The 21,051-nt window shown below is 41.5% G+C and carries 15 protein-coding genes; 6 read left to right on the top strand and 9 right to left on the bottom strand.

Annotated elements, in window-relative coordinates:
• Nucleotides 1-78 precede the first annotated feature (78 nt).
• Genes D0T50_RS08850 through D0T50_RS08840 form a run of 3 tightly spaced genes read right to left on the bottom strand, consistent with a single transcriptional unit; the run spans nucleotide 79 to nucleotide 3,877 of the window.
• Nucleotides 79-1,743: a pectinesterase family protein gene (locus tag D0T50_RS08850; RefSeq protein ID WP_163223163.1), complete on the bottom strand. Its 1,665-nt coding sequence runs from the start codon at nucleotides 1,741-1,743 to the stop codon at nucleotides 79-81.
• Nucleotides 1,744-1,763: 20 nt separating this feature from the next.
• A complete protein-coding gene (locus tag D0T50_RS08845; protein ID WP_163223178.1) occupies nucleotides 1,764-2,711 on the bottom strand; it encodes a pectinesterase family protein in 948 nt (315 codons plus the stop codon).
• Between the two features lie 8 nt (nucleotides 2,712-2,719).
• On the bottom strand, nucleotides 2,720-3,877 hold the full coding sequence (locus tag D0T50_RS08840) for a glycoside hydrolase family 105 protein (protein ID WP_370520902.1): 1,158 nt from the start codon (nucleotides 3,875-3,877) through the stop codon (nucleotides 2,720-2,722).
• A 348-nt stretch (nucleotides 3,878-4,225) separates the two neighbouring features.
• Here D0T50_RS08840 and D0T50_RS08835 point away from each other — a divergent pair, with 348 nt between their 5' ends.
• Together D0T50_RS08835 and D0T50_RS08830 are read left to right on the top strand one after the other, a co-directional pair.
• Nucleotides 4,226-5,662: an MFS transporter gene (locus D0T50_RS08835; RefSeq protein ID WP_163223161.1), complete on the top strand. Its 1,437-nt coding sequence runs from the start codon at nucleotides 4,226-4,228 to the stop codon at nucleotides 5,660-5,662.
• Nucleotides 5,663-5,815: 153 nt separating this feature from the next.
• Entirely contained in the window at nucleotides 5,816-7,480 is a 1,665-nt protein-coding gene (locus tag D0T50_RS08830; RefSeq protein ID WP_163223160.1) for a glycoside hydrolase 43 family protein, read from the top strand.
• A 608-nt stretch (nucleotides 7,481-8,088) separates the two neighbouring features.
• Here D0T50_RS08830 and D0T50_RS08825 read toward each other — a convergent pair.
• A complete protein-coding gene (locus D0T50_RS08825; protein WP_370520901.1) occupies nucleotides 8,089-9,321 on the bottom strand; it encodes a DUF4861 domain-containing protein in 1,233 nt (410 codons plus the stop codon).
• Between the two features lie 88 nt (nucleotides 9,322-9,409).
• A complete protein-coding gene (locus D0T50_RS08820) occupies nucleotides 9,410-11,017 on the bottom strand; it encodes a glycoside hydrolase family 28 protein (protein ID WP_163223159.1) in 1,608 nt (535 codons plus the stop codon).
• Between the two features lie 314 nt (nucleotides 11,018-11,331).
• On the opposite strand from D0T50_RS08820, the gene D0T50_RS08815 reads away from it, so the two are divergent.
• From D0T50_RS08815 to D0T50_RS08805, 3 genes are read left to right on the top strand one after another with little or no spacing between them, the layout of a single operon-like run.
• Nucleotides 11,332-12,189: an enoyl-ACP reductase gene (locus D0T50_RS08815; protein WP_163223158.1), complete on the top strand. Its 858-nt coding sequence runs from the start codon at nucleotides 11,332-11,334 to the stop codon at nucleotides 12,187-12,189.
• Between the two features lie 48 nt (nucleotides 12,190-12,237).
• A complete protein-coding gene (locus D0T50_RS08810; RefSeq protein ID WP_163223157.1) occupies nucleotides 12,238-13,242 on the top strand; it encodes a gliding motility lipoprotein GldB in 1,005 nt (334 codons plus the stop codon).
• A gap of 15 nt (nucleotides 13,243-13,257) precedes the next feature.
• Nucleotides 13,258-13,962 (top strand): SAM-dependent methyltransferase, encoded by a 705-nt coding sequence (locus D0T50_RS08805; protein WP_163223156.1) that lies wholly within the window; start codon nucleotides 13,258-13,260, stop codon nucleotides 13,960-13,962.
• Here the strand turns inward: D0T50_RS08805 and D0T50_RS08800 are convergent.
• From D0T50_RS08800 to D0T50_RS13990, 4 genes are read right to left on the bottom strand one after another with little or no spacing between them, the layout of a single operon-like run.
• A complete protein-coding gene (locus D0T50_RS08800) occupies nucleotides 13,928-15,028 on the bottom strand; it encodes a hypothetical protein (RefSeq protein WP_163223155.1) in 1,101 nt (366 codons plus the stop codon). The genes D0T50_RS08805 and D0T50_RS08800 overlap by 35 nt on opposite strands.
• A gap of 47 nt (nucleotides 15,029-15,075) precedes the next feature.
• A complete protein-coding gene (lipA, locus tag D0T50_RS08795; protein ID WP_163223154.1) occupies nucleotides 15,076-15,921 on the bottom strand; it encodes a lipoyl synthase in 846 nt (281 codons plus the stop codon).
• Between the two features lie 3 nt (nucleotides 15,922-15,924).
• A complete protein-coding gene (locus D0T50_RS08790) occupies nucleotides 15,925-18,030 on the bottom strand; it encodes a S9 family peptidase (protein WP_370520900.1) in 2,106 nt (701 codons plus the stop codon).
• Nucleotides 17,991-18,086, bottom strand: coding sequence for a KxYKxGKxW signal peptide domain-containing protein (locus D0T50_RS13990; RefSeq protein ID WP_370520899.1), 96 nt, complete (start codon nucleotides 18,084-18,086; stop codon nucleotides 17,991-17,993). The genes D0T50_RS08790 and D0T50_RS13990 overlap by 40 nt, the downstream gene beginning before the upstream one ends.
• A gap of 629 nt (nucleotides 18,087-18,715) precedes the next feature.
• Between D0T50_RS13990 and D0T50_RS08785 the strand changes: the two genes are divergently transcribed.
• The gene (locus tag D0T50_RS08785; protein WP_163223152.1) at nucleotides 18,716-20,944 is read left to right on the top strand and encodes a PAS domain-containing protein; all 2,229 of its coding nucleotides are present in this window, start codon (nucleotides 18,716-18,718) and stop codon (nucleotides 20,942-20,944) included.
• Nucleotides 20,945-21,051 lie beyond the last annotated feature (107 nt).

The following is a 21,051-nucleotide window of genomic DNA, read 5'->3' as shown; positions in this document are numbered from 1 at the left end:
GTAGCCTCCAATTAACAATAAAATGGGGTTCATTTTCAGATAAAATGAACCCCGTTTCCTTATTGATTGAACCTCGTTTTAACGTGCGATATTTACTAGTTTATTCCCGTTCTCTACCGGATTCCAACCGTCATAGCCTTTTAATACATCTTGTATGCTATAACCGTCCAGATTCTTTAGCTGATGCGAGAACTTCGCGCGGGCAGTGGGGTTGGCTCCTTCACCGGTACTTTTATACTCGGCATAGTATGCAGTTTTTTCGTTTTCCGGTTTTCCCCAGTTATTCCAACCTTCGGGGCGAATGTGTTTGCCCATTTCACAGCGAATGAAGACAGTCTTTCCGTAGGGTCGCCAAGGACGAGAAAGGTAAACTCCGTTTACTCCTTCGTCGGCAGTGAGTTTGCAATCGTAGAATACGTATCCATACTTCTTGCCCTTGTCGGTAGCGGGAGCTGTGAGGTAACCGCCCCGTTTGCTATGAATGGTGCATCTGTTGAATACCGCAGTAGACCATCCGAAGATAAAATCGACCGTTCCTTCTATATAGCAATCTTCAAAGTATTGACGTGAATTTCTGCCGTGGTTGTACAGCGTGTCTTGGAAACCAAGGAAGCGACAGTTCTTAAAGTAAGCACGATCTCCTTCTATAAAGCATGCCACAGCTTGACCTACTGCTCCGGCACTATTCTCGAAGGTAATGTTCTCTGCCGAAAAATCGGATGCATAGATGTAACAAGCCGAAGAGCCCGAAGTGCCCAAAGGTTCGCCAAAAGCATTTAAGGCATTGGCGTAGCTGTCATACGTAAGTACAGCGCCATCTTCTCCTACCAGAGAAATGTTTGCCTTACACTGTGGAACTATCAGCTTTTCTTTGTACTCCCCTTTGCGGATAAGAATGGTTGTACGCATATTCTTCCGGAGATCGGGAACAGCATTGATTGCTTCCTGCACCGTAAAAAAATCACCGGTACCATCTTTGGCAACTACATAATCGAACCAACGGGTGTGTTTTCCCAGTTCGGGTATTTGCTCCTCAATAACTTTCACCACCATTGAAGCAAGCGTACGCGCGCCGTATACATTAAGGTGGGTGTTGTCTTCTTTTCCTTTGGGAGCTATGGGCACTGTGTTGGGCTCTATCCACACAAAGAGTTTTTTAGAAGCTTCTACCCCCATGTTCTGCACCAAGTCGTGTGTCATCTTATTCATATCAATAAAGAGAACATCCAACTCTTTTGCTACATTGCGGGGCGAATCCAAATAGGCTCCGTGTGTATCTACCAATACGCCTTCTTCGTTGAAATTGCGACGCACAATGGCGTTGAACAATACAGGAATGCCTCCTTTGGAACGTGTTTCGTTTACAAAACGACGCAAGTTCTCGTCGAATGTACTACCCGGCTCTGTATGACGATCGGGTTTTGGTTTCTCGTCGTTATGTCCAAACTGAATAAAAACGTAATCTCCCTTTTTGATTTTGGCAAGAACAGCATCCCAACGTCCTTCGTCTATAAAGCTCTTGGAACTTCTGCCATTTTGTGCATGGTTGTCAATTACCACTTGCTTATCGTCAAAGAAACGAGGAAGAGCGTGTCCCCATCCACGTTCGGGATTACCACCATCGATTCTTTTATTCGCCATGGTAGAGTCGCCTATCATAAAGATAGTAACAGGCGTGTTAACCTCTACCCACGATACTAGCAATAATAGTGACAGGGCACACCATATAATTCTATATTTCATTATTCTATATCCTTTTTTGTTTATTGCTTCCACCAATCTTCGTTACCCAATACATTTTCAATGGTATAGCTGTCTGCCTCTTTCTTGGGTAGTTGTTTTGACCATGCTACACGTGCTTTTGGAGCAGCTCCTTCACCGATACTGTTGTATTCGGCATAGCGGGCGGTCTTTTCATTGTCTGGCTTGCCCCAGTTGTGCCAACCTATTGGAAGTATGTGGCTCCCCATTTGGCAATTCAAGAATACGGTAGCTGCGTATGGTCTCCATGGGCGACCTAAATGTACTCTGTCTATATCTGCATTGGCGGTAAGTGTACAGTTGTTGAATACATATCCGTAAGTAATATGTTTAGGGGTAGAAGCAGCAGTTATGTACGAGTTGCGCTTGCTGTGAATGGTGCAATCCTGAAAATAGGCTGTTGCCCCACCAAAGATAAAGTCGGTGGTACCATCGATGTAACAATTGCGAAAGAAGAGGCTTGTGCCTTCTCCTCCGGTAAATATAGTATCTTGATTACCGAGTATGCGGCAGTTGACGAATACCAGTTTGTCGCCTTGAGTGTGCAGAGCTACTGCTTGTCCCATTTGGGGCGCATTGTTTTCTATCGTGAGATTCTTAAATACGATATTGTTTCCGTCTACCTTTACGGTGTAAGTGCGGAAAGTTCCCATTTTGTTGATGTTGGCATGGTCGTCGTATGTAATAATTGTTTTCTCGGCACTCTCGCCAACGAAATGAACATTCTTAAACCAGGCAGGAACAACGATTTTTTCTTTGTAGGTGCCGTTCTTGATGTAAATTACACGGGTGTATTCCATGTAGGCGCGTACTTCATCAAAAGCATCTGCAATGTTACGATATTTACCAGTACCATCACGAGCTATAACAATCGTATCTCGTCCATCTTGTTGTGCTTGCAAACCGCTGGTCAGCAAGGCTACTAAGGATAATAAAAAGAGCTTTTTCATCATTGTTCTTATTTAAAGCAACCGAAACGTTGTAATCTTTCCCACTCCAAACTTGCCATTATAAATGGACCTACAGCTTTGGGGTCATTGTTGCGGATAGGTTCGCTGAGGTAATACTCATAGCTTCCCGAACGGTATACTTTACCGCCAAGTCCGGCTACGGCACAGCAATTTGTAATTTCCACTACACCATTTTCGCCTACTTCTATAAATGTTTTTAGAATTCCTTCGTAACCCTTAATGGCTACATCTAAGTATGATTTGTCGATATACTCCATGCGAACAGCTTTGAAAAGCGCGTAAGTAAACATAGTAGAGCAAGTAGATTCCAGGTAGTTACCCGGTTCACCACTTTTGTCGAGCACCTGATACCACACGCCGGCTTCGGGATGTTGCAATCTTTTTATTTGTACAGCTACGTTATTGAGTATTTTCAACACCTCTTCGCGTCCCGGTTCGTGTTTCGGCAGAAAATCAAGCACATCTACTAATGCCATGGCATACCATCCCATAGCACGTCCCCAACTGTGTGCCGATTGTCCGGTGTTCTTGTCTGCCCAACGCTCTTGACGCTTTACATCACACGCATGGCGATACAATCCGTTGGTGGGGTCGTAAGTGTGTTTGGCTGCAAGTACAAACTGTTTGATAACGTCGGCATAGTCCTGTGGGCGACTGTTACGATAGGCATATTCGGCATAGAAAGGCGCACCCATATATAGTCCGTCCAACCACATTTGATTCGGATAAACCTGCTTATGCCAAAATCCTCCATCTTCGTTGCGCGGATGTGTATCCAACTGAGATCTCAGCAAGTCGATAGCTTTGCGGTATCTTTCTTCTTTTGTTTGCTCATAGAAGCGGAATAATACTTTGCCGGTATTTACACGGTCGATGTTGTACTCTTCCAGTTTGTAGGCTTCAATGCTTCCATCGGCATGAATCATGGTGTCGGCATACGCCAAGGCATAATCAAAAATACGTTGATCACCGTAAGCGTCGTATACATCAAGCATAGCTTGTAACTCTAATCCGTGACAGTAGTCCCATTTCAGGCGAGGTTGAAAGTCGAGTTGCCATGCTTCGGGGCAACGAATCATTTCCGATTCTACCATTCTTACCGACCAAGGTTGGTTCTTGTCTACTTGTTGCGCCATTGCTGTCATAGAAATCGCCAATACTCCCGGCAATATCAATTGCTTTACTAATTTTTTCATCATTGTTTTCTTATATGTTTTTTATGGTTTCTTATTGTCTGTATTTCCAGAAAGTACAAAAATAGTTTTCCTTACAGGAAGTTTTGTGTAGTTTTCGTTATAAAAAGTGGAATTTTTATTTTTCGTGTACGTAAACAATAGTTTTTGTGGCTTTTTTTATTAGTTTTGCGTGAGCTTTTTGAAATAAGCGGTCAATTAATCTTATAGTATGACCAATTATTCCAATTTTATTTTCCTTGCAACTTTTATATTTGCAGGCGTATAAAGTGCATATAATTATATTTTAAACATAATATCATGAGTACATTACAAAATGCAACAGGAAAAATGACAAACTACAGGTGGGTTATCTGCTCTATGTTATTTTTCGCAACTACTATTAACTATCTCGACCGTCAGGTTTTATCGTTGACCTACGCGGAGTTCATTCAACCCGAGTTTCATTGGAACGACACACACTACGGTATCATTACCGGTATTTTCTCTCTGTTCTATGCAGGTAGTATGCTTTTCGCTGGTCGCTTTGTAGACTGGATGGGCAGTAAAAAAGGTTTCCTTTGGGCTATTGGTATATGGTCGCTCGGTGCGTGTATGCATGCCGGTTGCGGTGTTATTACTGAACTTTGGACTGGTTTAGCCGATAAAGAAGCTATGATTCAGGCTACGGGCGATGTAACGGTTGTTATCGCTACTGTGGGTATGTGGTGTTTCTTGGTTTCGCGTTGTGTTTTGGCACTTGGTGAGGCAGGTAACTTCCCTGCAGCCATTAAGGTTACTGCCGAATATTTCCCTAAGAAAGACCGTGCTTTTGCAACATCTTTATTTAATACAGGTGCATCGATTGGTGCTTTGATTGCTCCGCTTACTATTCCTCCTTTGGCTAAGTTCTTCGGTTGGGAAATGGCGTTTATCATTATTGGTGCTTTAGGTTTTGTTTGGATGGGATTCTGGGTGTTTATGTACGATGCTCCACGCAATAGCAAACGTGTAAATGCTGCTGAGTTAGCTTACATCGAACAAGATGAAGAAGAAGCTGATGAAAAAGAAGAAGTAAAAGAAGAAAGAAAACTTACCTTCCTTGAGTGTCTTGGTTTCAAACAAACCTGGTCTTTTGCTTTCGGTAAATTTATGACTGACGGCGTATGGTGGTTCTTCCTGTTCTGGTTCCCTCCTTATATCTCGGCTCAGTTTGGTATTAAGACTTCCGAAGGTTTGGGTATGGGATTGATCTTTACACTATATGCTATCACAATGCTTTCAATCTATGGTGGTAAGTTACCTTCTATCATTATGAAGAAAACAGGTATGGATGCTTACGCTGCCCGTATGCGTGCCATGTTGATTTTTGCATTCTTCCCGTTGGTAGTATTGTTTGCCCAACCAATGGGTAGCATCTCTCCTTGGTTCCCAACCATCCTTATCGGTATTGCCGGTGCTGCTCACCAATCTTGGTCGGCCAACATCTTCTCTACCGTTGGCGATATGTTCCCCAAAAGTGCTATTGCTACCATTACAGGTATCGGTGGTATGGCAGGTGGTATCGGTTCGGCACTGCTTCAAACATCTGCAGGTAGCTTGTTCGACCATGCCGAAGCTACACAAATGGTATTCTTAGGTTTCCAAGGTAAACCTGCCGGATATTTCATTATATTCTGCGTTTGTGCTGTGGCTTACCTGATTGGCTGGACTGTGATGAAATCATTGGTTCCTAAATATAGCCCGATTAAAGTATAATCTTAGTCTATAAAATATTAATTGAGAAAAGGTGCTCCGTATGGGGTACCTTTTTACCAATTATTCCCCCTCTTATCCCCATTATTCCCCCTTGGGTTTTCTCCTTTTCTTTTACCTTTGTCAACTGACAAACCATCTTATAATTGATTTACCATGAAAAATAAGTTATTTATCTTTGCTTTGTTCATCGCCTGTGCGGTGTCGGCGCAACAAAATTACAAATCAGAAGTGTGGGTAGCCGACAATGGCAACGGAACCTACAAAAATCCTATTCTTTATGCAGATTATTCAGACCCTGACGCATGTCGTGTAGGCGATGATTATTATATGACCTCCTCTAGCTTTGGTTGTTTGCCCGCGTTGCAGATACTACATTCCAAAGATATGGTGAACTGGACAATCATTGGTGCTGCCGTTCCTCATGCTTTGCCACCGGTAACCGATACAGCTCCCGAACATGGAAATCGTGTGTGGGCACCTTGTATCCGTCACCACAATGGAGAGTTTTATATTTTCTGGGGTGATCCCGATCAGGGAGCTTTCATGGTAAAAGCTAAAGATGCAAAAGGACCGTGGAGCGAACCAGTACTCGTAAAACCTGGAAAAGGAATTATTGATACATCTCCTCTTTGGGATGAAGATGGTAAAGTATATATGGTACACGCGTACGCAGGAAGCCGTGCCGGATTGAAGAGTGTTATCGCTATCTGCGAATTAACACCGGGAGCCGACAAAGCTATCGCTCCATCACGCATCATTTTCGATGGACACGACAACCATGAAACTATAGAAGGTCCTAAGTTCTACAAGCGCAACGGATATTACTATATTTTTGCTCCTGCAGGAGGTGTGCCAACAGGTTGGCAGCTTACTCTACGTTCTAAAAACATATATGGTCCTTACGAAGAGCATATTTCATTAGCGCAAGGCAAAACTAATGTAAATGGTCCTCACCAAGGAGCATGGGTTGATACCCCAACAGGAGAGGATTGGTTCTTCCACTTCCAAGATGTGGGCGCTTATGGACGTATCGTGCATCTACAACCAATGAAATGGGTTAACGATTGGCCAGTTATGGGTGTTGATAAAGATGGAGATGGTACAGGAGAACCTGTAAAGACCTATAAAAAGCCAAACGTAGGAAAAACATATCCTATTACTACACCACAAGAAAGCGATGAGTTTGACGGATTTACGCTTTCTCCACAGTGGCAATGGCATGCGAACTATAATGAAAAATGGGCGTACTTTGCTGGCGATAAAGGTTTTGCTCGTCTTTATTCATATCCGGTTCCTGAAAACTACAAGAGCCTTTGGGATGTTTCTAACTTATTGTTACAAAAAACACCGGCAGAAAACTTTACCGCAACCATTAAGTTGACATTTAAGCCTACCAACAAATATACCGGTGAACGTACAGGGCTCGTTGTAATGGGGTTGGATTATGCCGGATTAATTCTTGAAAACACTTCAGAAGGAATTATTCTTTCACAACTCGAATGCTTAAAAGCAGATAGAGGTGGTACGGAAAAAGTGAACGCACAACTTCCTTTGAAAGATCAAACTATCTACTTGCGCGTTAAATTTACATCGGATGGTGGTAAAAAAGCACATGCCGAAGGTGGATGGGATCAAATCGTAATGTGCGATTTCAGTTATAGCCTTGATGGTAAAAAATATACAGCAATGGGTAGTAAATTCCCAGCTAAAGAAGGAAAATGGATTGGTGCTAAGCTAGGAACATTCTGTACACGTCCCGGTATCGTTATTAACGATGGTGGCTGGGTCGAAGTGGATTGGTTCCGTATTACGAAATAACACGAACACGACTATATAAAGAATGAAACTTCTTAAGTAGCAGCTCCTGTAAGGGACTGCACTTAAGAAGTTTTGTGATTTTAAGCTCAGAAATTTCGACTCAAGTAGAAACCTTTGTTAATGCTTGTCTTCCCTTTACATTTCTGCTTATTTCCAAAAAAAACAACGTTGCGCTAAGACGCTTCTGAGAGGGGTATTTCAGCCCCAAATACTTGACGCGTCAACTCTTTATACTTGACGCGTGTACTCTTTATACTTGACGCGCCAAGTATTTGGAGCACACGCCTATACTATTTAACTTGATCCATTTATTACTTTGAAAACAGATTGCGTAAACAGGGATACCAACAAAGATTTTGACTTAAGCCGAAATTTCTGACTGTTTTTTGTCTCATTTCTGACTGTATTTTTGAATTTTCTCAGTGAATTTTGATGCAAAAAGCACTGAGATTTTTTTGCATCTTACTTCAAACGAAAAGTCATAAGTGTTGACTTATGTGTTATGCTCCAAGAGAATCGGATAACGATGTCTTACCTATTACAACAAAAAAATCCCAAGAGGAAAAAACCTCTTGGGATAATTCTTGTTATCTCTTAGATTGTATTTATTACTTTATAGTTACCCTTACCGGATGTTCCAGTTCTTCCTTCCATTCACGGATGTAAGCAAACCATGCTTCGGGTGTTTTATAACCAAAGGTCTCCTTCATGGAAGTAAAGTTCGTGTAGTGATATAGTGATTGTTCTCCATCTGCTTTCATCGTATAGAGATAATTCACTTTATCTTTCACTTCTTCGCCCACATACTTTTTGGGAATATACGTGGCAAGTCCTACGGTTTCTTTGGCATATTTAATAGTGTCGTTTACCGGCCAATGTGTACCCCAGCAACCTACTAAACCTTCTCCATCCGAAGAATGCTCGGAGTTTACAATATTGATAACACCGGTAGCGAATACTTTATCTTTCAGTGGTTGGTCGAAATAGGTTTCTATTCTTAAGTCGCGATGTCCACCATAAAGAATATAGCGGTTTATCATATTCAACTCATCGTTCTGATAGTTCCATTCGGTTACAGCACTCTCGGCAATGGCGCGAATAGGCCCGTAAGCAATCATACGCGAAGTACGATTAAGCACTGGCTCTATATGAGTCGCTTTTTCCCCGTTCCATCCTTTAAAGGCACCTAACCCTGCGCTACCACCTACCAACAGTACATCGTCTCCAAACCCTCGGGCTAGCTGTTCGTCGGTAGGATAAAACTGCGATTCTTGTATTTCAAAACCTTTATTAAACTTGCCATATGGGTCAATGGTTTGTTTTTGATCGAAGTAAACACGGTAAGCTACTAGTTCTGACTCCATAGCAGGACCATGGTGGTGCATTTGATTGTAGATGTTGCTTGTGCCGGGTATGGTGACAGCTTGTACAGGTACATGCTTTCCGCGTTTGTCGCTAACCAATAGCTCGGCATATACGCGTGTGGGGTATTCTTTTTTTACGGTGCTTTTGGTAGCGGAGAGTACAATCTTAAATTCTTTCTTACTTCCTGCCGCAACGTCTGTTAGGAAAACGACTTCATCTGCTTTGAGGTCATTGTTTAAGTCGTCAAGTTGAGATGGAATTTCATTGTTCCCTTCCCATACAGTTGCCGATTTTACTTGGAAGTTCAAATTAAGATCTTGTAATTTAATAACTACAGGTTCATCTGTTTTAGGCTTTGTCCAATCATTGCAGACTTCTACCTTAATAGTCTTTTCATTTTCTGCCTGCACACACGATGAGGCTACCAGTGGTGTAGATAACGCAAAGGCTAATGCGTACATAAGAATTGTCTTCATTGTAATATTGTGTGTAATATGTAAATGGGTTTATAAACGCAAATGTAATGAAAAAAATAAAGGGCGAAAATTATTCGCCCCTTATTCTTTAGAAATCCATCTTTACCAATCCTTTACCTATTTTATAATCTTCACCATTTATTTTAATGTTGTCTACATCTCTCATTTGTAGTTGAGGTCCTGTAGTTTCTATCGTTATATTTTCGAGTTTTACATCTTTAGCCTGACTGATTACTACACCTTCTTTTGCGTCGGTTATGACTACATCCTTAACCGAGATGTTTTCAACCGGCATTTCGGGTAGCCCATTGAAGAAGATAGCACGTCCGGAACCTTTGCAAGTAACATTGGAGATGTGTATGTTGCGGAAGGCAGGGGTTTCTTCTGTTACTGGAGGTACGGTAGTATAGTCGTAATTACGATCCTCATCTGTTAGTTCGCTTTGTGCTTTTCCACCATAGAAAAGGTCGAATAGCAGTGGTTCGTTAGGTATGTTGATCATTTGAATGTTTTCTATGTAGATATTTTCTACTATACCACCACGACCGCGTGTGCTCTTGAAACGCAAACCTACGTCGGTACCCATGAAAGTACATCCTGACACGAAGATATTCTTTACACCACCTGACATTTCGCTACCTACAACAAAACCGCCATGACCATGCAATACTGTATTATTCTTCACGATTACGTTCTGGCAAGGTTGACCTCTGCGACGTCCGCTCTCGTTCTTGCCTGATTTAAGACAGATAGCATCGTCACCTGCATCGAATAAACAGTTGATGATAAGTGCGTTGGTACAAGATTCCAAATCCAAAGCATCGCCGTTTTGTGAATACCATGGGTTGGATACTTTTACATTATTAAGTGTAATGTGTTCGCAAGACAACGGGTGTATGCACCAACTGGCCGAGTTCTTGAATGTTACACCTTCGAATAACACCTTTTTACAGCTTCTGAAGCTCAATAATACAGGGCGAAGGAATGTTCTGATTTCATCCCAATCAGCATCTGTGTGGATGTTTTCGGGGTTGTTGAAGTCGGATGTAGCCTTTGCGCCTTTCAAAGATCCTGCATTTGGATACCAGATATCTTTAGCTTCGTTCAAAACACCTCCCGGTTTGTTCAATAAGGCTTTCCATTGATTTTCGGTCATCTTGCCTTTCTTTACATAACGCCAACTGTCGCCAGCACCATCAAATGTCCCGAAACCAGTTATCGCTACGTTCTCTGCATCCAAAGCCCAAATAGGTGAGGTGCATCTGCGTGTTTCAAGTCCTTCGAAAGAAGTCCCTATAATAGGATATAATTTGTGATCGTCGCTGAAGAGTACCAACGCGTTGTGGTCTAAGAAAAGATTAACGTTGCTCAATAGTTGGATAGGGCCGGTAAGCCACAGACCTTCCGAGATTACAACTTTGCCACCACCTTTGGCGTTTACAGCTTTTATAGCGTTGTTTATGGCGTCTGTGTTTATGAAAATTCCGTTTGGTTGCGCTCCGAAATCCTTAATATTAACTTCGTAGGCAGGGAAAGACGGTTGTTCTACTTTGGCCATGTTAAATGGTAGGTTTTCATAGATGCTTTCATCAATTGCATAAACATCAGTTGAAGACTTTTGGCATCCGCAGCTAGCTAAAATAAATGCCACACAAATTGTAAATGTCCATTTCAAGGTTTTTGATAATGTGTTCATTCGTAATATAATTATTGGTAATAAAATCGTTGCTTAATAATTATAGTGGTAGCGTTTTATCATTCTCTTCTTTTGAACCACTCTCCCGAGTCGTTCAAAAGAAGGATATGATTCTAACCTAATTCTAACTTTAATAAATTATGAAAAACCACTATTTATCGTTTGCAAAAATAGAATAGAAAATAGCGATAATTGTGTACTAATTGTTAGATTATGGGTAAATTTTGATAATATCGGCATTAAGAGCAGGGGCTTATTGTCTGATTATACGAAAAAGTTCTATCTTTGCAACCTTAATTAACAATTTAATAGGTATGAGTTATAACTTGTTGAAAGGTAAAAGAGGCATCGTGTTTGGTGCTTTGAATGAACAATCCATAGCTTGGAAAGTAGCCGAAAGGGCTGTAGAAGAAGGAGCAATTATTACGTTATCAAATACGCCGGTGGCGGTTCGCATGGGCGAAGTAGATGCTTTGTCGCAAAAACTGAATTGCGAAGTTATCCCTGCCGATGCTACCAGTGTTGAAGATTTGCAGGAAGTTTTTCGTCGCTCGCAAGAAGTGTTGGGCGGAAAGATAGATTTTGTACTACACTCTATTGGCATGTCGCCAAATGTGCGGAAAAAACGCACGTACGACGATTTGGATTATAGCCTACTGGATAAAACATTGGATGTATCGGCTGTTTCGTTTCATAAAATGATGCAGGTTGCCAAGAAAATGAACGCTATTGCCGATTACGGATCTATCCTGGCGTTGAGCTATGTAGCTGCGCAGCGTACTTTCTTCGGATACAATGATATGGCAGATGCAAAGGCGTTACTGGAATCCATAGCCCGTAGCTTTGGTTACATCTACGGTCGCGAAAAGAATGTGCGTGTTAATACTATATCACAATCGCCAACCGCTACTACAGCCGGTTCGGGTGTAAAAGGTATGGATAAGCTTATGGACTTTGCCAACCGTATGGCTCCATTAGGTAATGCTTCGGCAGACGAATGTGCTGACTACTGTATTTTAATGTTCTCTGATCTTACCCGTAAGGTAACTATGCAGAATCTTTTCCACGATGGAGGATTTTCAAGCGTTGGTATGAGTTTGCGTGCTATGGCTACCTATTCCAAAGGTTTGGAAGAGTATATGGACGAAGAAGGAAACATTATTTACGGATAATTGTTTCTAAGGTAGCACGACCTTAAAAGGTGTCAATAACACTACTTTATGAAGATACGGAATTTACCAATACTTGTTTTTTGCATTTTATTATTGGTTTCATGCCAGTTTGCTAAGAATAATTTCCTAGATCAAAACTCTGGGAATGGTATCTCCGTTATTCGCTATGATAGGTTACAATACGAGTATGCGGCATTCGACAGTTATGCTGCTGTGCAAAAAATGAATACCACATACTCGTGGCTAACCCAAACTCTGCTGCAAGATGTGCTTGGTATCGGACAAGTTTTCGAAGATGGCATTAACCAAAAAATGCAAGCTTACTTTCAGGACAGTACCCGTTTGCAACTTCTCATTGATGTACAGGAGAAATTTGCCGATATCAGTCATATTGAGAAGGGGCTTACCAAGGGGTTTAAGCGTCTTCAAAAGGAGATTCCCGGTATTCGCGTACCCGAAGTATATACGCAGGTTTCCGCGCTCAATGAATCGGTAGTAATTGTAGATTCGCTACTTGCCATTAGCTTGGATAAGTATATGGGCACAGATTACCCACTCTATTCACGCTACTACCATCCGTATCAATGCAGCTCAATGATTCCCGAACGCATTCTTCCCGACTGTTTTCGCTTTTATCTGTTGAGTGAATATCTTTTCCCCGACAACTTGCGTGGTTCGCTGCTGGAAATTATTCTGTATCGTGGTAAAATAAACTATGTAGTACAGGAGATTCTGGGGTATAAATCGGCCGAGAAAATGATTGGCTACTCTAACGAGGAGATTACTTGGTGTAAAGAGAACAGGAAACAGATTTGGGAGTATATAAATTCTACCGGACAGCTTAACACTACCGACCCAATGGTAATTCGCAGATATATTCATCCGGCTCCGCATACATCTTATTTTGGCGAAAACAGTCCGGCATTTATTGGCGTATGGTTAGGAATGGAAATAGTTTCTTCGTACATGAAACACAATAATATCTCAATCAGGGAGCTGCTCGAAATGAATGACTACCGAAAACTTTTGGAAGAGTCGCGCTTCAAACCTTGATAAACGAAGAACAACATGGAAATAGCTCTGTATCTTATCCCTGTAACTCTGGGGGAGACTAATCTTGATAGTGTGTTACCGATAGGAAATACTGAAATAATTCGTGGCATTAAGCACTTTATTGTAGAAGATGTGCGTACTGCCCGGCGCTTTCTCAAAAAAGTAGACAGGGAAATAGATATTGATAGCCTTCAATTCTATACCTTAAATAAACATACATCGCCCGAAGAAATATCGGGTTATCTACAACCTCTTGTCTCGGGTTTTTCTATGGGAGTAATATCCGAAGCTGGTTGTCCTGCTATTGCCGATCCCGGTGCAGATGTAGTTGCTATTGCACAGCGCAGAGATCTTAAGGTAATCCCCTTGGTGGGACCTTCTTCTATCTTGCTTGGCTTAATGGCTTCGGGGTTTAACGGGCAAAGTTTTGCATTTCATGGATATTTGCCTATTGAAGCAGGCGAGCGGTCTAAATGCCTCAAAATGTTGGAGCAACGCATTTATAGTGAGAAGCAAACTCAGATATTTATCGAAACTCCTTACCGTAATCATAAAATGGTAGAGGATATTTTAGCCACCTGTCGTCCTCAAACAAAGCTATGTATAGCTGCCAACCTTACCACCGATAGCGAGTATGTTAAAACACGTACTGTAAAAGAGTGGAAGAATCGTGTACCTCAACTGGCTAAGATTCCTTGTATTTTTCTCTTGTATCAATAATCGTTTGCAAGTGATCGAACTCGTGTTCAAAGAGTTCTGAGAAATAATTCTTATCAAGGTTGTCTTTTATTTGATTCATAGTCCACAACTTACCCGAAAAGATACGTAATTCATTAAACATCTTTTCATCTTTAATCGGAAGTAGATACAAATAAACCTGTCTGTGGATTAGCCTGTTCTTAAAGTTGTAGCGTATACTGAAAACCGGTTTTAGGTTATTGGCCATAGGCATAGCATCTTGTAGTATGCGCTTAATAGCATCGTCGAGCGTTTCGCCATAATATAGTGTGCTCTCCATTGGTATATCCAAACGTTCTCCTTCGAAGAGCTCAAGTTGTGGCTGTTTTATAAGATACAGCATTCCTTCATGTATCACTGCGATACGAATGACCGGTGTGCATATCGTATTTCCTTTATTTTCCAACTCGGCTTGGGTGACTTTCCCCAATACATAACCTTTATTATCAACTACCGGAATGTAGCGATGTTCGCTCATCATCAGGTTGAAAATATAAATAGATAGTTGATTCAGACATATAGTTGCAATAAAAACAAAAACCGGTGCAATATAAATGAGTAGCCACATGAGTACGCTCTTGTAACCATTCATGTGAATATAGAAGATACCACAAAGTATGATGTGTACAATGGTAATAATCAGGAAGATGCGAATAGACACAATAGTCGATTCAGCAATTTGTGTATATCTGCCTTTCTTCATCTCTTTGTAGCGCTTCATAATAGGACGCTTTATAAGGAATAAAAAGAAGAGAGGTATAGCAATACTTATTTCTAAAAATAGAGGAAGCAGATTGTATGAGATATCTTCTTCCAGAAAGAGAACTATTATCGAATAAACCAATAAAACAGAAGTCGTTACTTCCAGTATGACGTTGACAGTCTTTTGTATTCGACTATATACTGTGTATGCTAATCCAATAGCAAGACCTATATGAATAGATGCTTCTTGAGACCCGATAATCTCAAGTAATATAATTGTGAATATAACCGGAATAAATCCTATCGCTAAATTCAGCGCGTATGATATTTTGATTCTATTTCCCATTTCAATATTAAAACAACCATTCCTCTGAATGGTTCTAAAATTAACTTTTATATGTGCTTTTCTGCGTGGTAAGAGGAGCGCACGAGTGGTCCGCTCTCTACCAACTTAAATCCTTTACGTATTCCTTCTTCTTTATAACGCGCGAACTGTTCGGGTGTAACGTACTCTGCAACCGGATAGTTTTTCCGGCTTGGCTGCAAATACTGCCCAATGGTCAGTATGGAACAGCCCGCTACTACCAAATCGTCCATCGTTTGATGTACTTCCTCTATGGTTTCGCCCAAACCTACCATAATGCCCGACTTGGCTGTTGTGCCTTTATCGGCTATGTGTTTGATAACTTCCAGGCTACGGTCATAGTTGGCTGCACTCCGCACTAGCGGACTGATGCGTCTTACCGTTTCCATATTGTGCGAAATGATTTCAGGTTGCGCTTCTATTACTAAATCCACCAGTTCCATCTGCCCTTGGAAGTCAGGAATCAGCACTTCGAGTGTAGTACCCGGATTTTCCTTCTTTATCGCGCGTATGGTGTCTGCCCAATGCTTAGCGCTCAGGTCGGGTAGGTCATCACGGTCTACCGAAGTAACTACCGCATGGCTCAACTTCATTAATTTAATAGAAGCAGCCACGTTTTCGGGTTCGGCAGGGTCGAGTGGGAGTGGGCGACCTGTTTCTGTGTTGCAGAATTTGCAGCTACGGGTGCAGATGTTTCCACCTATCATAAAGGTAGCTGTACCTTTGCCCCAACACTCGCCTAAGTTAGGACAACGACCACTGCTGCAAATAGTGTGCAGGCAATGTGATTCTACAATGCGTTTTGTTTCGGTATATCGTTGGTTGGTGGCGATACTTATTTTAAGCCACTCGGGTTTACGAACTCGTTCCGCCATCTGCTACAAATTTTCTAAAAAGAATCGGGTTATCTTTGCAAACAGATGTTGACGGGTATTGCCCCCATAAATACCATGATCTCGGTTGGTGTAGTAGTGCATGTCAAACGGTTTGTCGAGTTGTATCAAACATTCGGTGTATTCGGCAAGGTTTTGTAAATGCACATTGTCATCGGCTGTTCCATGTACAAGCAACACTCTTCCGTTTAGCTTGTCCGCACGCGTAAATGCTGATGCAGCTTTGTAGCCCTCGGGGTTTTCGTTGGGTGTGCGCATGTAACGCTCGCCGTAGATGCTGTCGTAGTATTTCCAGTCGGTAACCGGAGCCACTGCTACGCCGGCTTTGAAAACGGGTGTACCTTCGCTCATACTCATGATAGTTGTATAACCTCCATAGCTCCAGCCCCAAATGCCAATACGGGTTTTATCCACATAAGGCAGAGTGCCCATGTATTGGGCAGCCTCTACTTGGTCTTTAGCTTCTTTTACACCAAGATTAAGGTAGGTGCATTTCTGAAACTCTTCTCCTCGTCCTCCGGTGCCTCTGCCGTCTACACATACCATTATATAGCCTTGATTGGCCATGTAGTGATCCCATCCGATGCCGTTTCCTTGTCCACCCATACGCCATCTGTCTAATACTTGTTGGCTACCGGGACCACTGTATTGGAACATGATAACCGGATATTTCTTGCTAGCCGAAAAGCCGGCAGGTTTAATCATCCATCCATTCAGAGTAATGCCTTGTGATGTTTTGAATGTGAACATCTCTCGCGTAGGCAGGTTGTACTCCTCTATCATCGTTTTTAATTTGGCATTATCTACAAGGGTACGTAAGGTTTTGCCGGTGTTATCTTTCACTTCTACTAAAGGAGGTGTAGATATATTGGAGTGAGTATGGATAAAATACTTGAATGTTTTGCTGAAATCGCCCGAATTAGTGCCTTTTACGCCACTTAGATTGATAAGTTCACCTTTCTTTCCGGTTTTGTACACCGCATTTTGAGTAACCCCGTCAACGTTAGCCTCAAAGTAGAAAGAGTTGTTTACCTTATCCCACCCGATGAAGCGCTGCACTTCAAAGTCTCCTTGTGTAACTTGCTTTACCAACCCTCCGTTGAAGTTATACCAATAGAGGTGTTTGTAGCCATTACGTTCGCTAATCAGCGTGAAGTTGTTTTCGTAAAAACGGATATTATCCAGTGCGTCTTCATCAATATAATATGCGCTTTCTTCGCGTAGAATTAGTTTGCATACGGTAGAGCGCGGGTCGGCAAAGTAGAGGTCGAGCTTATTTTGCGTACGGTTCAACGTAATGATTGCCATTTTGGTTGGGTCACTGGTGAAACGTATGCGGGGGATGTAGTCACTTTCTTCTACTGGTAGATTAACTTTGCGGGTTACTCGAGATTTAATGTCAAAGGTGTGTACCGATACTTTAGAGTTGCGTTCGCCCGTTTTGGGATATTTGTAGCTATACATATCCGGGTAGTTGTTACCCCACATCTGTATAGAGTACATAGGTACTTCGGTCTCTTCAAAGCGGATATAGGCTATCATGTTATTGTCTGGGCTGAATTCGAAAGCAGAATTCATGGAAAACTCTTCTTCGTACACCCAGTCGGGTACACCGTTGAGCACTTTGTTAAACTCGCCATCTTCGGTAACTTGCGATTCGCTATTACCAAAAAGGAGCTTTACCAGGAAGATGTTGTTGTCTCGCACGAAAGCTATCTGATGCCCGTCTGGCGAAAATTGAGGAGCTTCTTGCGGTCCACCATCCGAGAGGGTTTCCAATCGGTTGTTTCTTATGTCGTAAATGTAGTACACAGCGGTGTATGAGCGGCGGTAACGTGCTTGTGTATTGGTGCGTATCAAGATTTTTTTCTCATCCGGAGAGAAAATATATCCATCGAACTGTTCGAAATTGCAATCGCGTGCTGTGGCTACGTCAAATACTGTTGCTACCTCTTCGCCTGTGCGGAAGGAATATTTTTTGATTTGCTTGTTGTTAATAATGCGGGTGTAATGTTCTCCATCTTCCATAGAACGCATACCTTGTATGCCTTCTACCCGGAACTTGCCTGCGATAACATCGCGAAGATCCAAATCTTTTTTGCCTTGTGCAAAACAAATAGCTGTAGCGAAACAGAGGAGAAGTGCAAAATGTATTCTTTTCATGTTAATAGGTTTTTATTCTACGTGGGCACAAAAATAGGAATATATTTTGTGAATAAAAAGTGCTGGTTCAATATAAGATTAAGAGCCATAAGCATTTGACTCGGATACTATAAGCATTCTAAATCCAGTTTTGCGAAACAGGTCTTCACATTCACATGTCGCTGTAAGCAAATTTTTAACAAGACATGGCTTAAAGCCCTTATTTAGATGCATTTGTCAGCCATAGTCTCATGTCCTGTCAGCCATAGTCTCATGCCCTGTCAGCCATAGCCTCATGCTCCGTCAGCCATAGCCTCATACTTCATCAACCATAGCGGGAATTAATTCCGCCACTTATACAAACTATTCTTATGTTATGGGAATTCTAATTTCTTTTTTGGATTCATACTACAAGTTTTTTTGTATATGATTGAATCTATTAAATGATTTGTATTTACTTACCATAAGGTATGTCAGTGTATTTAATAAGCATTCTTTTTCTTGATTATATGAGTAAAGTTATGGACAGAAATTGTATGTATTGAGCAAATAATGCAAAAAAAAATAATTGCGATTAAAAAAACTTTACTACATTTGCACAATCTTAATACTCCGAAAACAAATAATTAAGGGAATGAATTGCGAAGAATCTACAACGAGTAACGAGCGAGTGGATCTATTGTTGGATATTGCAGGATTAGGTTGGTGGGAAGCCGACTTTGGACGCGAAACATTTGTGTATGCTGAATCTACTGCTACAATGTTAGGTCTTGATAAGGAAGGGTGCACTTTTGACACTTTTAATAAAATTATACGGGAAGACTACCGGGTGAAAATCATAAATGAACTGATAAGTCTTAAACCGGGAACTACCCGAACAATAACTTATCCGGTAACAACAATTCATGGCGAATTATGGGTAGAAGGCAAATGCCGTGTGAAAGAAACGCACAATAATAAACCTCTCATTATAATAGGAACCCTACAAAGAGTAGAAAACCCTGAAGAGACCAAGCAGCAAGAAAATAGTTATTTGCAGGATCTTTATAAATATATGCCAATAGGGTATCAACAAACCCGCTTAATCTACGAAAATGGCATACCGGTTGATTACGAGTTCCTCGAAATAAACAAACGAATAGAGATAATTAGTGGGAAAACACGCGATTGGATTCTTTCCAGCCGCGGTAGTGAACAAGAAGATTCTTTCGAGTCAGAGCTTAATCATATGATAGAGGTGGTAAATACAGATAAGCATCTGGAATACGATTATCTGGAAGAAAGCCTCGATAATCGTTGTCGGGCCATCATGTTTTCGCCACAAAAAGATATTATCGTAACCCTACTGCTCGATGTAACCGAGACGTACAATGCCAACAAGGCGCTTCGGGAGAGTGAACAATTACTACGGGATATATATACCAATTTGCCTGTAGGTTTAGAAATCTTCGACGCCAATGGTATTCTTATCGAAGCCAACGAAAAAGATGTGGACATACTTGGCATGGCGTGTAAGGATGATTATATGGGTGTGAATATTTTCAATCACCCCATTTTGCCTCTCGAAGTAAAGGAACGTATGAAGCGAGGCGAACGCATGGATTTTAATTCCAGCTATGAATACAGCCGTGTGTTGGATGGTTACTACAAACGCCTGCCAGTGAAGAAGGGGACATCAAGTGTAATAACCAAGATAGTACCCGTAATTAATGCGAAGGGAGATATACAAAACTATATTTTCATCAACATAGACAACACAGAAACCACCAACGCTTATCTGCGCATTCAGGAGTTTGAGGAGTATTTTTCACTTATTGCCGATTATGCTAAAGTAGGCTATTTCAAATGGAACCTGATGAAGCAGGAGGGATTTGCCATTTCACAATGGTATAAGAACTTGGGCATGGATGCTAATACGCTGATTGGTGCGAATCTTGATGATGAATATAAAACATTGACGCTCGAAGACGCACGTGTGCTTAAAAAATTCTATCAAGATGCTAGAGAAGGTAATGCCAAGATACTAAACCGCGAAGTGAAGGTGTCTAAAGAAGGTGAAGCTCCCCGCTGGCTGCGTTGCACATTGATGGTAAAAGAGTACGATCCCGAGAACAATAACATTGAAATGATTGGGCTTAGCGTAGATATTACCGAGCTGAAAGAAATGATACTCGCCAAAGACAAGGCAGAGGCTTTGGATAAACTAAAATCGGCATTCCTTGCTAATATGAGTCATGAAATACGTACACCACTCAATGCTATTGTCGGTTTTTCGGATGCTGTGTGCGAGGTTGAAGATGTTGAAGAACGTCGCGAATTGGCTGCTATTATCCGCCATAACAATAATCTGTTATTGAAACTAGTTTCGGATGTGCTCGATCTTTCCAAGTTGGAAGCCAATATGTTTGAATTGAACAAACGTGAGTTCAGCCTGAAGAGCTTCTCGGATGATATTGTTACTTCTATGCAGAATAAGATTCCCGAAAATGTAAAACTGCAATTAAGTGAAGAATTGCCCGAAGTTGATATTGATGGTGACCAGGAACGTATTCAACAAGTGGTTGTAAATCTCTTAAGTAATGCCTTCAAGTTTACAAAGCAAGGTAGTGTAACTTTCGGCTATGAATTGACCAATAGTGATACTATACTTTTCTATGTGAATGATACCGGTATAGGTATTCCTCAGGAAGAGCAAGAGCGTATATTCGAACGTTTTGTAAAGTTAGATTCCTTTGTGCAAGGTACAGGACTGGGGCTCTCTGTGAGTAAAAACATGGTTATTCAGATGGGAGGCGAAATGGGAGTCGTTTCGGAACCGGGGATGGGCTCTAGATTTTGGTTTACGCTACCTGTGAGAGGATAAAAAAAGGGCCCGTTCAAACGCATTAATGAACGAGCCCTTCAGTTAATCACAGAAAGAGAAAACTTGTGTTGTGCAAGAGAATACTATTTATTATTAAAAACTAGTTA

This window comes from Bacteroides sp. 214 (assembly GCF_010501015.1).
GTDB lineage: Bacteria > Bacteroidota > Bacteroidia > Bacteroidales > Bacteroidaceae > Bacteroides.
Note: the sequence above shows the minus strand (reverse complement) of the source record. Positions and strands in the feature narration are given on the sequence as shown.

Coding starts and splice junctions, on each gene's coding strand:
- D0T50_RS08850 (WP_163223163.1), bottom strand. CDS start 1,743: ATGAAATATAGAATTATATGGTGTGCCCTGTCACTATTATTGCTAGTA.
- D0T50_RS08845 (WP_163223178.1), bottom strand. CDS start 2,711: ATGAAAAAGCTCTTTTTATTATCCTTAGTAGCCTTGCTGACCAGCGGT.
- D0T50_RS08840 (WP_370520902.1), bottom strand. CDS start 3,877: ATGACAGCAATGGCGCAACAAGTAGACAAGAACCAACCTTGGTCGGTA.
- D0T50_RS08835 (WP_163223161.1), top strand. CDS start 4,226: ATGAGTACATTACAAAATGCAACAGGAAAAATGACAAACTACAGGTGG.
- D0T50_RS08830 (WP_163223160.1), top strand. CDS start 5,816: ATGAAAAATAAGTTATTTATCTTTGCTTTGTTCATCGCCTGTGCGGTG.
- D0T50_RS08825 (WP_370520901.1), bottom strand. CDS start 9,321: ATGAAGACAATTCTTATGTACGCATTAGCCTTTGCGTTATCTACACCA.
- D0T50_RS08820 (WP_163223159.1), bottom strand. CDS start 11,017: ATGAACACATTATCAAAAACCTTGAAATGGACATTTACAATTTGTGTG.
- D0T50_RS08815 (WP_163223158.1), top strand. CDS start 11,332: ATGAGTTATAACTTGTTGAAAGGTAAAAGAGGCATCGTGTTTGGTGCT.
- D0T50_RS08810 (WP_163223157.1), top strand. CDS start 12,238: ATGAAGATACGGAATTTACCAATACTTGTTTTTTGCATTTTATTATTG.
- D0T50_RS08805 (WP_163223156.1), top strand. CDS start 13,258: ATGGAAATAGCTCTGTATCTTATCCCTGTAACTCTGGGGGAGACTAAT.
- D0T50_RS08800 (WP_163223155.1), bottom strand. CDS start 15,028: ATGGGAAATAGAATCAAAATATCATACGCGCTGAATTTAGCGATAGGA.
- lipA (WP_163223154.1), bottom strand. CDS start 15,921: ATGGCGGAACGAGTTCGTAAACCCGAGTGGCTTAAAATAAGTATCGCC.
- D0T50_RS08785 (WP_163223152.1), top strand. CDS start 18,716: ATGAATTGCGAAGAATCTACAACGAGTAACGAGCGAGTGGATCTATTG.